Here is a 14181-nt window from a genome sequence, read left to right on the forward strand (position 1 = left end):
ATTAGTTTACAAAATATTGTAAATTGTCAGAAAAGTATACATTCAAATGTTAACGCTTACAAACTTTCTTTACCCCAATATATTTAAAAGGAAGTGAATAGATTTGCTCGTTTCTGAAGCGATGACAACAACATTTAAATGCTGTACAAAAAATCAAACATTACGCGATGTGCTTCCGATGTTTACACAGACAACTTCAAATATCCTTCCTGTTGTAGATGATGCGAATAAATTAATTGGGATTATCACCAAAAATAAAATCTTTAACATATTAACTACACAGCCTTCCTTTGACACAACAATCGAAACATACTTTAACCCGAATTCTATCTATATTTTTCCAGATGATGAAATTGTTGAAACGCGACGCTTGTTATTAAAACATAATATTGGACATGCCCCGGTTGTTGATAACGATATGAATCCGGTCGGCTTGATTTCTACTCAACAATTACTGAGCGCCTACAATATTTACTTACGCAGGTTAGAATCTACTAAAGCTTGGGAACAAAAGCTTCGCTCCGTGATTGAGTTGGCCTATGATGCCATTATTCTTGTAAACAACAAAGCTGAAATCACGATGGTTAATAGAGGCTTTACCGACCTATTTGACTTGACAAGCGATGAAATCTTAAATAAATCTTGTAAGAAACTATTTCCATATCTCGGTATTGAACAGGTTGTCAAAAGTGGCGTGAGCATTCGAAATACTCCTCAGCTTATCAAAGGCCAGCAATCACTCATTTCTATTTTTCCTATAAAGGAAAACGAGGAGACAATTGGCGCAATCTGCAAGGTTACGTACCGCGGCCTCACCCACCTCCATGAGGCATTGAACAAAGTAAAAAAGCTTGAAAAACAGTTATCCGATTATCAGCATCAATTTAACGAGATGAAGGGAACGAAATATACACTCTTTGATATCGCCGGTGAATCGGAGGCGATTCGAAAAATAAAACAAGAAGCGACCTTAGCATCACGAAGTATGTCCACCGTGTTAATTGTTGGCGAAAGCGGAACCGGAAAAGAGCTGTTCGCCCAAGGGATTCATGCCGCTTCCGGGCAATTAGGGCCGTTCATTCAAGTCAATTGCGCTGCCATCCCGGCTGAATTGCTAGAATCGGAGTTTTTCGGCTATAGTGAAGGGGCTTTTACTGGGGCAAAAAAGGGTGGAATGAAGGGGAAGTTTGAGCTCGCCCAAAATGGAACGATTTTTCTCGATGAAATTGGCGAAATGCCGCTTCAGCTTCAAGTCAAACTCCTACGAGTACTACAGGAACGAGAATTTCAGCCAATTGGAAGTGCCAAAACGATTCATCTAAACTCTAAAATCATTGCTGCGACGAACCAAAACATCGAACAAATGGTGAAGGAAGGCAAATTTCGCGAGGACCTTTACTACCGTTTGAATATTATTCGTTTGAATATTCCCCCGTTGCGGAAGCGGATAGAGGATCTGCCTGAAATTATTCAAGCCATCATTGACCGCCTGAATCAGAACGGTTTCTATATAAGAGGAGTAACCCACTCTGCGTTCACAAAGCTGATGAGGCATTTATGGCCAGGAAACGTCCGGGAATTACAAAACGTTCTCGAACGAGCAGCAAATTTAAAAACAGGAGACTACATTGAGGCTTTCGACATTCCAAATTTCACTAGCTGTACCGAAGACAACAACTTAACACCCGAAGCACCTTCACCTCTAGCTGAACCCAGAGCACAATCTTATAAAGAAAGATTATATTCTAATGAAAAAGAAATGATTATCTCTGCCCTAGCTGAAGCTAAAGGCAACAAAACGAAGGCCAGTCAATTACTTGGTATTAGTCGACCATGGCTTTATGCGAAAATGAAGAAATATCAGCTATGATTCTATTTTGGGAACAATAATCGTCATTATGCTTGAATATTAATGTGTATGATAATATGAAAATGCCCAAAGCCAATCATAAATAAGGCTTTGGGCTTTCTTATTACACTTCTTTCTAGACAGTAGGTATGAGAATTCATAAGCGGAAAATTTCCGCCTAATGTATATAGAGTAGGCTAAAGAAGTGGATATAAGCGGAAAATTTCCGGTTAACTGCTTTAAATAGGACAAAAATCAAAGATTTGGACCATATAAGCGGAAAAACTTCCCTTATTTTTAAGGAAATATAGGTATTTCCCAATTTAGCCGGAATTTATCCGTTTATTTTCCATTCCAGTCAAGCCTAACTAAGAACGGAGACTAGCCTTAATCTTTCTGAATACCAATTTGCAAGTAAAATTGTAGTGTATTTTTCTGCGGTACACTGGCTATTGTACCCCCACATTTTAATATACAAATTGTCCTACAAAACACTAGGTTTTAATCTAAATCTCTAGCTACTTCGTCTTTTACCGTAACGCTCGCTGCTTCTAATTCTGCAATTTTTTCAGCAAATTGTGGCAGATATTGTTTATGTGCAATTAATAGTTCATCTAATACACGTTTTGCTTTTTCTCCGCTTGGGATTAATGGGTTTATGATAAAGGCTTGTAAAGCTAATCCATAATCACCGGTTACCGCTGCTTCCTCTACACATAATTCCATATTCTTCATGACTTGCAGCCAGCCTCTTTCTGCCGGTTGAAGCGAACCAAACGCAATCGGTCTTGCACCTGCAGAACCAATATAAGCAGAAACTTCCACTACATCGTCTGGAGCCAAATCCGGAACAGCTCCGTTATTCTTTGTTGATACAACGATGTGTGTATTTTTATTTGCATAAATAGATGCGATGGTTTCACATGCAGCATCCGAATAATGAGCGCCGCCACGTTTAGACAATTGTTCAGGTTTATAATTTAAGTTAGGATCTTTATATAATTCAAAAAGTTCCGTTTCTGTCTGTTTAACTTGTTGTGCTCTTGTTCCCACATTCGGATCATTGTACTCTTCGATTAAATGGTCTAACATTTCGTCATAACGGTAATAGTAACGATGATATCCGCAAGGGATTACGTTCATTTGTTTCAATTGCTCTTTAAAAAATGGCATATCATGAATATTTGTAGGGATACCAGAATCTCCATCATATAATTTGTCAATGATTTCAGAAGTGATATCATTTCCTTGTAAATCTTGGACTCGGTGCCAGTGAAAATGATTTAAGCCGGCAAAAGAATAGATTAACTCATCAATGTTTTTCCCGATTAATTCCGGTTCAGCTACCATTGCATTAACTGGAACATTGCACAAGCCAATAACCTTTTCCCATTTACCATAGCGAACGACTGCGTCTGTAACCATTCCGCTCGGGTTCGTGAAGTTGATAAGCCAAGCATTTGGGCATAATTCTTTCATATCCTCTAAGATGCCTAAAATTACTGGAATCGTTCTGAAGGCTTTGAAAATACCACCTGCCCCATTTGTTTCTTGTCCTACCATTCCATATGATAAAGGAATTCTTTCATCTTTAATTCTAGCATCTAGTAGTCCCACTCTAAATTGTGTCGTTACAAAGTCAGCATCTTTCAACGCTTCACGGCGATCTAGTGTTAAATGGACTTTTACATCATATGGAGAAGCATCCCACATTCTTTGGGCCATCTCACCAACAATTTCAAGCTTTTCTTTCCCAGCTTCAATATCAACAAGCCACATTTCTCTAATTGGCAATTCATCATATCTTTTAATAAAACCTTCCATTAACTCAGGAGTGTAGCTGCTGCCTCCACCAATGGTTACAATTTTTACGCCTTTTGACATTGTAGATTTCCTCCTCTAATTCTTTACCTATTTTTTATCGTACTATAAAGGGAGTGTTTCTCTTTTCGAAAAAATATTTACAAAACAATTTATAAAATCGTAAATTAATTTAAGAATGAGGGAAAGTAATAAAGATTAGATTTTAACTTCCGTCCTTCTTACTTGTAGTATAAAAACAAGGTAGAATATAATCAATATATTAGAGGAAAACTCATTATTCATTTACATTTTCATTTACAAAAACAATTCAAATTTGTAAATACGATTTACAAACGAAGATAATATTTGAGGTGATTACAGATGTTACTTACAGAGAAAATGAAAGAGGATATTTTTTCTTCATCGGAAAGGGACATAATCGATTATTTATTTAAACAGAGAGAGAATATTAAAGATAAAACAACTAAACAAATTTCTAAGGAGACTTACACTCACCCATCCACCTTAATAAGAATCGCTAAAAAATTAGGATATAGTGGTTGGATTGAATTAAAAAATAGTTTTCTTGATGAAATTTACTATCTAAATAGTCATTTTTCGTCTATTGACGCTAATTATCCTTTTGACGAACATGATAGTGTCATGACCGTTGCCAATAAAATGGCACTATTGAATCAAACCACTATCAGTGATACTTTGTCTCTCATAAATTATGATGATTTGCAAAGAGCGACGAATATGTTGGATACAGCAGGACATATTAAAGTATTTTCCATGAATCATAATTTGTTGATTTGCTATGATTTTAAAACAAAGATGAACCGCATCGGAAAACATGTCAGTCTATGTACAGTTGATCCTCAATTCGAAGCGGTAAATTCTAATAGTGAAACTTGTGCCATTGTAATTTCTTATAGTGGGGAAAATGAGTATATTATTGGTCTGTTACCTTTTTTGAAGCGAAAGAAAATACCTATCATTGCTTTAACAAGTATTGGGGAAAATACGCTGACAAAATACGCCGATTGCATTTTACGAATTACCACTCGGGAAAAATTGTATTCTAAAATAGGCAGTTTTACTACGAATGATTCTATCTGTTTTCTATTAGATGTTCTTTATGCTGGTGTTTTTTCAAAAGACTATAAAAAGAACCTCGAATTTAAAACCAACATTTCCAAATATTTCGATCACAGAAAAAGTTCCAACGAAGTTATGCAAGAAACGATACAGGATAACGATTAAATAATGGTATGCCTGAAAAACGATTCGAAAAAACAGAAGAAACACGGGGATTTCACCCGTGTTTACTGGTGTTTACAAAAAACATCTATTAGAAACCCTTTTTTATTATTTCAATTCAAAAAATGAAGCAAAAAACCGTCCCCAGCTTCTAGCGTTTCAAGTTTAAATAGAGTTGTATTTTATTGTTACTTATGAGACAAGATATGAAAAACATTTAAAAATCACATCATAAATAATGCATTTTTTTTATGCATTATTTTTCAAGAGGGACGATACATTGTCAATGACTGAGAGAAAAAATATATCTATTGTTTTAGATTTGCTTATGATTATCGTTGGGACAGCAATTTCCGCTGTAGCCCTTAATATGTTGACCAGACCATCAGGACTTTTAGCAGGCGGTTTAACAGGAATTTCCCAATTTATCCATCACTTTTTTCCAATTAGCGTTGGGCTTTTCTATTTTATTCTGAATATCCCTTTGATGATATTAGGCTATAAATATTTAGGAAGAAAATTTAGTATTTATACGATACTCTCCATTATGTTATTATCTACTTTTTTATCCATCATTCCGGTTCGACTTTTATGGACGGATAACATTTTACTGGCTGCTATTTTCGGAGGAACACTCAACGGAATCGGATGTGGCATTGTTTTAAGAAGAGGTGGTTCTCAAGGCGGACTTGACATCCTCTCCAGAATTATTGCCAAATACTCAAATGTATCAGTTGGAAAGGCAAATATGGCTATAAATGCAAGCATTGTAATTGCTTCCGGTTTTGTTTTTAATAGCGAAATTGCTTTATATACAATCATCTCTATGTTTATTTCAATGAAAATGTATGAAGTGGTCCTAAATAATGTTAATCGAGTGTCAGTCTTAATCATCACCAATAAAGGCGAGGACGTTAACCAAGAAATCAATCAGAATTTACATCGTGGAACGACAATGTGGCATGCAAACGGTGGCTACACCCATGCAGATAAAACAGTATTACTATGTGTAACAGTAAGAGGGGAATTGCCAAGTCTGAAAAAAATAGTAAAAAGCAAAGATCCCCAGTCCTTTATCACTGTCATATCAACTCAAAGTGTAATTGGACGTTTTCATCAGGTGTGGTGAAAACAGAAAAAACTAACCCTCTGCTTTCTTTTGAAATAAAAATTTTTCGAGGGGTGCCAGTTTTGATGATATTTGCCCATTATCCGAAACAAGAAGACTGTAGGTTTAATTATTAGGGGCAAAAAATCTAAAATTTATTTGTATGTTATCTCAGACATCGACATGTTCCCACCAAATATGAAATATTAATAATCATACTCCAATCGCATAGTATAAATTGAGAAGTCAATGATGAAGCCTAGGTCCATAGCTATTGATATCATAACTTTTTTAAAAAATGATGAGAGCCAAATACAAATACAATTGGAATGAATACGGATAAAAAATTAGGTTGGAATGGAGGTTTGTATGATACAAATTGCGGGGGTTCCGTTTCATCTAGATGAGAAGTGGAAGCTTGGGGATGTGGAAAAAACAATCATTCAAACGATGCAAAAAGCACCTGTTACCTATTCTTATCGTTCCATCGGTGAATTATGGTTTGAACTGAAAGTACGGAAAAACATCATAAAAAGTGCAAGAGAGATGGATCAAAGTAAAGCTCTGTTTAGAAGCTTTAAAAATGCACGATGTAATCCAAAATATTGGCAACTAACAGCGGCAGGTGGATTTCTATTAAAACCTGGTGTAAGACCTTCTGATGCGATTCTAGACATTTACCGGAACGGTTCACTATATGCCTTTGAATGTGCAACCGCCTCAATTATTATCTTTTACCATACCGCTTTATATAGTATTGGTACCCAGATATTTAATTCTCTGTTTCAAAATCTTTATCTATTTAGCTGGCATACTGATCCCGATCTTCGCATATACACCTTTTATTCAAATCATTTTATACCTGGTGATACTGTTTACTTTAATAATCCCGATTTTTACCCAAGAACACCATGGTTTAGAGGACTTAGTGCTGTTCTTCTCGATGATGGCAAGTATTTTGGACATGGATTTTCAATAAGAACGGCTGATCAAATGATTCAACTTCTTAATACAAAGAGAAAAACAGGCAGTGATCAATCAGCTTATTTAACGAATTTAGTGACAAGGCCTTCTTTTAACCATTTAGCCAGATTGGCTAATCTAGATGGAAGTTTCCGAGCTAACAAAATACAATATCCGATCGTGCACCATAACGAAAGTTCCATATCATATATACAATATCTTTATTATCTTAATGAATTACTAAAAAATTAAAAGATAAAAAATTCTATATTACAATTAGTTAAATTCTGTTTTATTTAAAGTCCATGTCCTATACCATGACATTAACCCATTTTATGTTAGACCGGCTCCATTTTCCCATTTAAGAGTATTCTATAGTGAAAGATATTCTAACTCGAAGGGAAAATGAAAATGTATTCTAACGTAAACGCACCTCCGACTCTTGGTCCAAATGTTCCACCTATGGCAAATGTTCCTCCTATGCCAAATGTTGCTCCTATGCCGAATGTTGCCCCTATGCCAACCTACACAGCACCTGCTATTGATTATTGCTATCCAACTAGTGCTTATGCTTATTGCTGTCCTCCTAATCGTTGTAATGACTTTATCTTAATTGTTGTGTTGTTTATCTTATTAATCATTGTAGGTGCATGTGGTTATACCTTTTATAAAGGTTAACTTCAGGAACTTTTAGTGCCTGGCACCACCCGAATTTTGTCGAGAAACACTCGACGCTATTCGGGTGATGCCAGGCACATTAATTAATTGTATGACAATAAACTTAATAATACTTCTTATCTTGATAGGAAGCTTTTTCAATCACCTATCCGGAGATTGATGTTCCATTTGAAGTTTTGATCTCCTTGTTTATTTTTACATATTCTCTATTTTCTTTAACTCTTTTTCGATATAAGATCGGGTATGATCAAACCCAATAATGGCCAAAACGTTTCCGTTATGATCCATTAAGGGAGCAAAGCTTGTTTTCCATTCTCCATAAATATCTTCATATAATGGAGTTACTCCTGCTTTCCCATCCATCGCCTCAAATGCTACTTCCATCATTTCTGGCGGACCTTCATATAAATGTCCAGCTGGAATGACGAAATCTTCAGAGGCTACAATCGTCAGCATTTTATTATCGAAAGTTTTAAAAATATAGACCCACTCAATGATTCCTTCTTGTTCACGTATTTTCGTTAGTTTTTTCTGAACTTTTTTATAAGTATGATTAGATGGTGACACACTCTGATTCACTAATTCAGAGATTTCTTCCGGCAGAATGACAGCAGATGTTACAATCGCCATAGATCGTAATTGTTTATTTAGATGCTCTTCCAGTATTTTTCTTTTACTTGATGGAGAGAGAGTTTTGTGTTGCATTTTCTCACGGATTTTTTTATATTTTCTACTCATGGTCGGTTGACTGATATCCAGTACTTTTGCTGCAAGTTTAACAGATTTATATTTATCTATGGCCATTTTAATCAATTGCTCTTCAATCATATCAACTGCTTCTTGCAGCGGCATAATGTGATGAATAATTGGAGGTTCCTTTAAAGCTGCCTTTTTCGGAATGTATTTGTAAACTAGGCTTGAGTCCACGTTTAATTCTTTACTCGTCACAACGATTCGTTCAATTGTATTCTCTAATTGACGAACATTTCCCGGCCAATCGTAAATACATAATAAATCAATAGCATCTGGGAAAATATGGACACCTCTATGATATAACGCATTATACTTGCCTACGAAATGATAGATTAAGTAAGGGATCTCTTCTGTTCGTTCCCTTAAAGAAGGGATTTCAATTGGTACTACATTTAAACGATAATATAAGTCTTCTCTGAATCGTCCCTCTCTTACCATTTTTTCTAATGATTGATTCGTTGCAGCGATAATTTGGACGTCAATATGAATCGGTTTTGAACTTCCTAAGGGGGTTACTTCTTTTTCCTGTAAAATTCGAAGTAACTTTACTTGCAAGTTCATTGGCATTTCTGCAATTTCATCGAGGAACATAATCCCTTCATTTGCCAGTTCAAATTTTCCGGGAGCCCCATTTTTGTTTGCACCACTAAATGCCCCGCCAACATAACCGAATAATTCACTTTCTAATAAATTTTCCGGTATTGCCCCACAGTTTACGGCAATAAAAGGTTTAGACCTTCTATTTCCTAATTGATGAATGGTTTTCGCAATCATTTCTTTTCCTACACCAGATTCCCCTAATAAAAGAACGGTTGTTGAAACTTTTGAAACCATATCTATTGTGTTAAGTACTTCTTTCATTTTTTGACTATGGACGATCATTGAAGGAGTGTGTTTTGTATCTGTGCCATCTTTTATTTCTGTTGAATCTATTAAAATATCGGAAATACTTTTTAATCCCCATAACATTAAATCTTCACCATTACCATTTGATTGGAACACAGTTATGAGAACCGTACTGCTATTCCAAGCCTTTAATTGAAGAGAGTCTACTTCTCTATTTAATAATTGGAAAATGGGATCACCAAAGAATGAAATTTCCTCTAATTCAGTAAATGTTCTTCCGATAATGGAGGTAGTGTTTGTTGACCAAAAATTTTTCAGTTTTCCACTTTGAAATAAAATAGTTCCTTTTATATTCGTTACAATCATTTCATCGTAAATAGATAGAAAACTAGATTGATAAACTTGAAGCAGTCGATCATTCGACACAATCATGGACACCACACATTTAACCCTCCTAAAATAGAATTTTAATTTTTTGATTATTCAAAATAAATTATTTCATATTTGAATAAAGATTTCAATTTTGAATTTAACAATCCTCACAACAATTGAATTGAGGCTATTTTTGTAAGCTTTTTATTTTGGCACAAAAATTGCTTCTGTATTTAACAAAGGTAAAAAATTAAAGGAGGAATACTCATGTATAAATCTACTAATCTAGATCTGTTTCCTTATCCTTTTCATACGGTTAAAGAAGGTTCAAACTATCGCTATTCCAATGACTTAAGAAAACTGGCAACAGATAAACAGAATTGTGTCGTAATAACACCCGAATATGAAAAACAAATAAAAAGAAAAAGGCAATTATTGAAGGAACAGCCAGAAGTAAGGTTCCAATCCTATCCACATACAATGGAAATGCAATGGGAAGTGGCAGAAATGCTTATTGATTTGGCGGTTGAACGCTACCCGGAGCACTTCCAGGTAGAAAAGAACGGTAATCATTGGATTTTTAGTAATTTTATCTTAAATGAAATCGAATCCTTCATATTTGGCGATGCATCGAGCATCGAGCTTGAGCCGCTAGATTTAATCGGCCGTCATTTCACCACTGACTTTGTATTAATGGTTCAAAGAGATGACAATCTTTATCTGGAAGTTGCTCAAGAATCTTATGCAGCTTTATTCTCTCCTCACTGGAATAAAGGCATGACATTTGACGAAATTCACGCACCCGTTCCGTTTGTGTCACGCACAGGTGTACCTCTGGCTGAAAGAGTTCGTAATTTTTTACTGCGTAATGTTTTACCAGGTGAACCTTGGACTAGAATTAATTGGAATCTAATGGCAAACCGTTGGGATGTAAACTACGAAACATTTGATACTTGGGGACCGACACGCTTTTTAGTCAATTCCGAAAATGCTGGTCAGCTAGTAAGACTTCGTGTAGAAGAACAATTTTTCTATCGGATGCCAAGAAGTAATGCGATTTTGTTCGTATTAAATACTCAATTTCTGCCAATGGAAGATTTAGCATTAAGGCCCGAATGGTTGGAGCAAACATACTCGATTCTATCGGATATTCCTAAGCCAATGGCCGACTATAAAGGATTTACCCCATTTATTGAACCTACAGTAGAGTATTTGAAGAATTTAATTGAAAAAGTTAGATTACAGACTGAGGGTTCAATGATTGGAGGTAATTAAATGGTATACAACAGCCCAGTATTATACGTTCAATCAGAATCTATTGTTGAAAAGTTTACAGTTAGAAATGATAGAAAGAAATTACTTATTATTTCCGCTGAACCAAAAGAAGCAGTCACAATCCAACAATTTATTGATGAAATTGATAGTCAAAAAGAATATGAACTAATTGAAATAAATGATGAATTACCATTAATAAATATTAGCCAAGTTTTTGAACTTCAAAAAATGGGAACACAGCTTTATATTTCAGCTAAATGGGATGATGCGGTAACTATTTTCACAGCGGCCATTGAGGCTGGTTTTTCTGAAGATGAAATTCAAACACTTATATCAGGCCAGAAGAGGCGTTATGTTTATTGCATCAAATGTTATCATCTCCAAGAAGCAGCGTCAGAAGATACAGATATAATCTGTTTTCATTGTCAAATCAGCTTAGAAATTGGTCCTTTCTTCTCAAGAGAGCGAAAAGGATATATTGGATATCCTTACAATCCTGCTTTCGTAACATCGTAAAAGTTAATCAATAAAATTGAAGCCATAACGTTGGGAGTGATTGTTTACGTGGCAAAATTCGGAAATATAAAAGTTTGCGTAGGAAAAATAGAGCAGGAAACAAAATCTATCAAGCGTTTCCACTTATATCCGGTTGATCAAGATTTACTGCCCGCATTTACCGGTGGTTCTCATATTACAACATATGTAAAAAACGGCGACGAGATTATAGAAAGAAATTACTCACTTGTTAGTCATCCAACTGAGCTAACTCAGTATACGATTGCCATTCGTAAGGATGAACGATCAAGAGGTGGATCAGTTTATTGGCATGATGAAATCAAAGTGGGCGATCGTTTAGAAATCAGTTGGCCTAGAAATCATTTCCCACTTGCTTTCAAAGCTGCGAAACACCACGTATTTTATGCAGCTGGAATCGGGATTACCCCATTTATGACCATGATGAAAGATTTATCGGCTGAAGGTAAATCATTTGAATTACATTATGCTGCAAGAACGAAAGAAGATTGTGCGTTCTATGATTATTTAAATGCAACATATCCTGGAAAGTGTCATTTCTATTTCTCAAGAACGGAAAATCCTACTAAAATGACCCCTGCAACAATGGCTGAACATCGGATTGGCTCACATGTGTATTTTTGTGGACCCGTTTCAATGGTGAAGGAATTTAGGGAAGCTGCCGAACACTTCGGTTACCCAAGCCATTCGATTCATTTTGAATTATTTTCAGCGACTAATGAAGGACCAAAAGATCCTTTTGTTGTAAAATTGGCCAACAGCAAAAGAATCGTGGAAGTTTCTGAAAAAGAAACTTTATTAGAGGCGCTATTAAAAGCTGGAGTAGACGCTGCTTATTCTTGTAAAGTTGGCGGATGCGGAACGTGCGAGGTACAGGTAGTTAAAGGAGAAGTTGATCACCGGGACCACTTTTACAAAGAGGAAGAAAGAAGGACGAAAAACGTTATGATGACTTGTTGCTCAAGAGCAAAAGAAGCTGAAAAAGTGCTCGTTCTAGACTTATAATCTTTTGCAATGTAATAGATTGATAAACTCTGCTCTTCCGCTGAAGCGGAAGGCGCAGGTAATAATAGAATCATCATAATAATAGGAGGTAATGTAATGACAACAACCACTCGAGTATTGGAATTAAAGATGTATATTAATGGTGAATGGAGACTTTCCAGCAACCCGGATACGAATAAGGTTATTAATCCGGCAAATGGTCAATTGATTGCCATAGCTCCGAGAGCAACTATTGAAGAAACGGAAGAAGCCATTAAAGCTGCAAAAGAAGCTTTTGAGAGTGGTGTTTGGTCCAAGCTAAGTGCACAGGAGCGTGCAGATTACCTTTTAAAAATTGCTGACAAAATAGATGAAAAACACGATGAACTGGTGCAACTTGAAGTAAAAGATAATGGAAAAATTAAGGCAGAGGCTGATATCGATATTTCTGATGCTGCTTCTTGTTTTCGCTATTATGCAGGTCTGATTAGAACTCCAGACGGCCAAACGTATCATGTTGCGGATCCAATCCAGGCAATGGTTGTGCGTGAACCAGTTGGCGTTACTGGGTTAATTGTTCCTTGGAACTTCCCATTCCTAATGAGTGTTTGGAAATTTGCTCCTGCATTAGCTGCCGGAAATACGATTGTGTATAAGCCCGCAGAAGTGACTCCAGTAACAGCAACGAAATTAGTGGAAATTATTGAAGAAGTAGGTATCCCAAAAGGGGTAGTGAACATGGTATTGGGAAAAGGTTCTGTCATTGGGGAAGTGATCGCCGCAAGCCAGGATGTCGATATGGTTTCGTTCACAGGTAGCACGGAAGTCGGCAAAAGCATTATGCGCAATGCTTCGGGGAATTTGAAAAAGATCTCCCTTGAACTTGGCGGTAAGTCACCAAATATTATCTTTGCAGATGCTGATTTTGAAGCCTCAGTTGATAATGCATTATTAGGTATTTTCTATGGGTCTGGTCAAGTATGTTCTGCTGGAAGTCGAATTATTGTGGAAGAAAACATTTATGATCAATTTGTTAAAGAGTTCGTAAGGCGGGCCAAAAATATCAAAGTAGGACCAGGATTGGAAGAAGGTTCTGAAATGGGTGCAATTGTAAGTGAAGCACAACTTAATACCATTCTAGAGTATATTGAAATCGGTAAAAAAGAAGGCGCAACATTAGCTTGTGGTGGAAATCGTATTCTCGAAAAGGGTTTGGATCAAGGATTCTTTGTTGAACCAACTGTATTCATTGATGTAACTCCAGAGATGCGCATCGTAAAAGAAGAAATCTTCGGACCTGTTGCCGTCATCCAAAAGTTCCAAGATGAAGAAGAAGCTATTAAACTGGCAAATGACACAATATATGGTCTTGCCGGCGGAGTTTTCACCTCAGATGGTGCAAAAGCAATGCGTGTCATTAAACAAGTACGTGCTGGTATTACTTGGATTAACACTTATGGACCAACCTATAACGAAGCTCCATGGCATGGGTATAAACAAAGCGGTATTGGTTCAAGCCTTGGAACATTTGGATTGGATGAATTCCAAGAAGTAAAACAAATAAACATTAATCTTGCCGTAGGACCAACAGGCTGGTTTTCAAACGATAAATAGCTTTAGAAATATAGAGGGTGATGAAAAGAAACGATCTATCTTTGAACCACCCTCTTTTTTAAAATATCACTGGTTGCTACCTACACTGATTTACTTTCCTGATCTTCAGTACTTTTTTAGACAGTGTAAGCGCTAACAA

At 36.2% G+C, this 14181-nt stretch carries 11 protein-coding genes; 9 read left to right on the forward strand and 2 right to left on the reverse strand.

Features of this window, described 5'->3' with window-relative positions; all coding sequences use genetic code 11:
* The first annotated feature begins 103 nt into the window (after window positions 1-103).
* Window positions 104-1870 carry a sigma 54-interacting transcriptional regulator gene (locus ACI48O_RS10065; protein ID WP_435561673.1) on the forward strand — a complete coding sequence of 589 codons (1767 nt, stop codon included), beginning with the start codon at window positions 104-106 and terminating at the stop codon, window positions 1868-1870.
* A 480-nt stretch (window positions 1871-2350) separates the two neighbouring features.
* Here the strand turns inward: ACI48O_RS10065 and ACI48O_RS10070 are convergent, their stop codons facing one another.
* Window positions 2351-3733 carry a 6-phospho-beta-glucosidase gene (locus ACI48O_RS10070; RefSeq protein ID WP_435561674.1) on the reverse strand — a complete coding sequence of 461 codons (1383 nt, stop codon included), beginning with the start codon at window positions 3731-3733 and terminating at the stop codon, window positions 2351-2353.
* Window positions 3734-4033: 300 nt separating this feature from the next.
* Here ACI48O_RS10070 and ACI48O_RS10075 point away from each other — a divergent pair, with 300 nt between their 5' ends.
* The 4 genes from ACI48O_RS10075 (at window position 4034) to ACI48O_RS10090 (ending at window position 7664) form a co-directional block, all read left to right on the forward strand.
* A complete protein-coding gene (locus tag ACI48O_RS10075) occupies window positions 4034-4918 on the forward strand; it encodes a MurR/RpiR family transcriptional regulator (protein ID WP_435561675.1) in 885 nt (294 codons plus the stop codon).
* Window positions 4919-5201: 283 nt separating this feature from the next.
* On the forward strand, window positions 5202-6044 hold the full coding sequence (locus ACI48O_RS10080) for a YitT family protein (protein WP_435561768.1): 843 nt from the start codon (window positions 5202-5204) through the stop codon (window positions 6042-6044).
* Between the two features lie 348 nt (window positions 6045-6392).
* Window positions 6393-7238: a protein-glutamine gamma-glutamyltransferase gene (locus ACI48O_RS10085; RefSeq protein WP_435561676.1), complete on the forward strand. Its 846-nt coding sequence runs from the start codon at window positions 6393-6395 to the stop codon at window positions 7236-7238.
* Window positions 7239-7502: 264 nt separating this feature from the next.
* Window positions 7503-7664: a YjcZ family sporulation protein gene (locus ACI48O_RS10090; RefSeq protein WP_435561769.1), complete on the forward strand. Its 162-nt coding sequence runs from the start codon at window positions 7503-7505 to the stop codon at window positions 7662-7664.
* A 195-nt stretch (window positions 7665-7859) separates the two neighbouring features.
* Here ACI48O_RS10090 and ACI48O_RS10095 read toward each other — a convergent pair whose 3' ends face one another.
* Window positions 7860-9695, reverse strand: a complete 1836-nt coding sequence (locus ACI48O_RS10095) for a sigma-54 interaction domain-containing protein (RefSeq protein WP_435561770.1) — start codon at window positions 9693-9695, stop codon at window positions 7860-7862.
* Window positions 9696-9902: 207 nt separating this feature from the next.
* Here ACI48O_RS10095 and ACI48O_RS10100 point away from each other — a divergent pair, with 207 nt between their 5' ends.
* From ACI48O_RS10100 to ACI48O_RS10115, 4 genes are all read left to right on the forward strand, one after another.
* Window positions 9903-10910: a heme-dependent oxidative N-demethylase family protein gene (locus tag ACI48O_RS10100; protein WP_435561677.1), complete on the forward strand. Its 1008-nt coding sequence runs from the start codon at window positions 9903-9905 to the stop codon at window positions 10908-10910.
* Window positions 10911-11426 carry a dimethylamine monooxygenase subunit DmmA family protein gene (locus tag ACI48O_RS10105; RefSeq protein ID WP_435561678.1) on the forward strand — a complete coding sequence of 172 codons (516 nt, stop codon included), beginning with the start codon at window positions 10911-10913 and terminating at the stop codon, window positions 11424-11426.
* Between the two features lie 48 nt (window positions 11427-11474).
* Complete coding sequence (locus ACI48O_RS10110) at window positions 11475-12449, forward strand: PDR/VanB family oxidoreductase (protein ID WP_435561679.1); 975 nt, start codon at window positions 11475-11477, stop codon at window positions 12447-12449.
* A 129-nt stretch (window positions 12450-12578) separates the two neighbouring features.
* Window positions 12579-14042: an aldehyde dehydrogenase family protein gene (locus ACI48O_RS10115; protein ID WP_435561771.1), complete on the forward strand. Its 1464-nt coding sequence runs from the start codon at window positions 12579-12581 to the stop codon at window positions 14040-14042.
* Window positions 14043-14181 lie beyond the last annotated feature (139 nt).

This window comes from Neobacillus terrisolis (assembly GCF_051233475.1).
Lineage (GTDB): Bacteria > Bacillota > Bacilli > Bacillales > Cytobacillaceae > Bacillus_BU.

Excerpts from the sequence above, each read along its gene's own strand:
- ACI48O_RS10090 (WP_435561769.1), top strand. The coding sequence starts at position 7,503 with ATGCCAACCTACACAGCACCTGCTATTGATTATTGCTATCCAACTAGT.
- ACI48O_RS10095 (WP_435561770.1), bottom strand. The coding sequence starts at position 9,695 with ATGATTGTGTCGAATGATCGACTGCTTCAAGTTTATCAATCTAGTTTT.
- ACI48O_RS10085 (WP_435561676.1), top strand. The coding sequence starts at position 6,393 with ATGATACAAATTGCGGGGGTTCCGTTTCATCTAGATGAGAAGTGGAAG.
- ACI48O_RS10105 (WP_435561678.1), top strand. The coding sequence starts at position 10,911 with ATGGTATACAACAGCCCAGTATTATACGTTCAATCAGAATCTATTGTT.
- ACI48O_RS10075 (WP_435561675.1), top strand. The coding sequence starts at position 4,034 with ATGTTACTTACAGAGAAAATGAAAGAGGATATTTTTTCTTCATCGGAA.
- ACI48O_RS10070 (WP_435561674.1), bottom strand. The coding sequence starts at position 3,733 with ATGTCAAAAGGCGTAAAAATTGTAACCATTGGTGGAGGCAGCAGCTAC.
- ACI48O_RS10080 (WP_435561768.1), top strand. The coding sequence starts at position 5,202 with ATGACTGAGAGAAAAAATATATCTATTGTTTTAGATTTGCTTATGATT.
- ACI48O_RS10100 (WP_435561677.1), top strand. The coding sequence starts at position 9,903 with ATGTATAAATCTACTAATCTAGATCTGTTTCCTTATCCTTTTCATACG.
- ACI48O_RS10115 (WP_435561771.1), top strand. The coding sequence starts at position 12,579 with ATGTATATTAATGGTGAATGGAGACTTTCCAGCAACCCGGATACGAAT.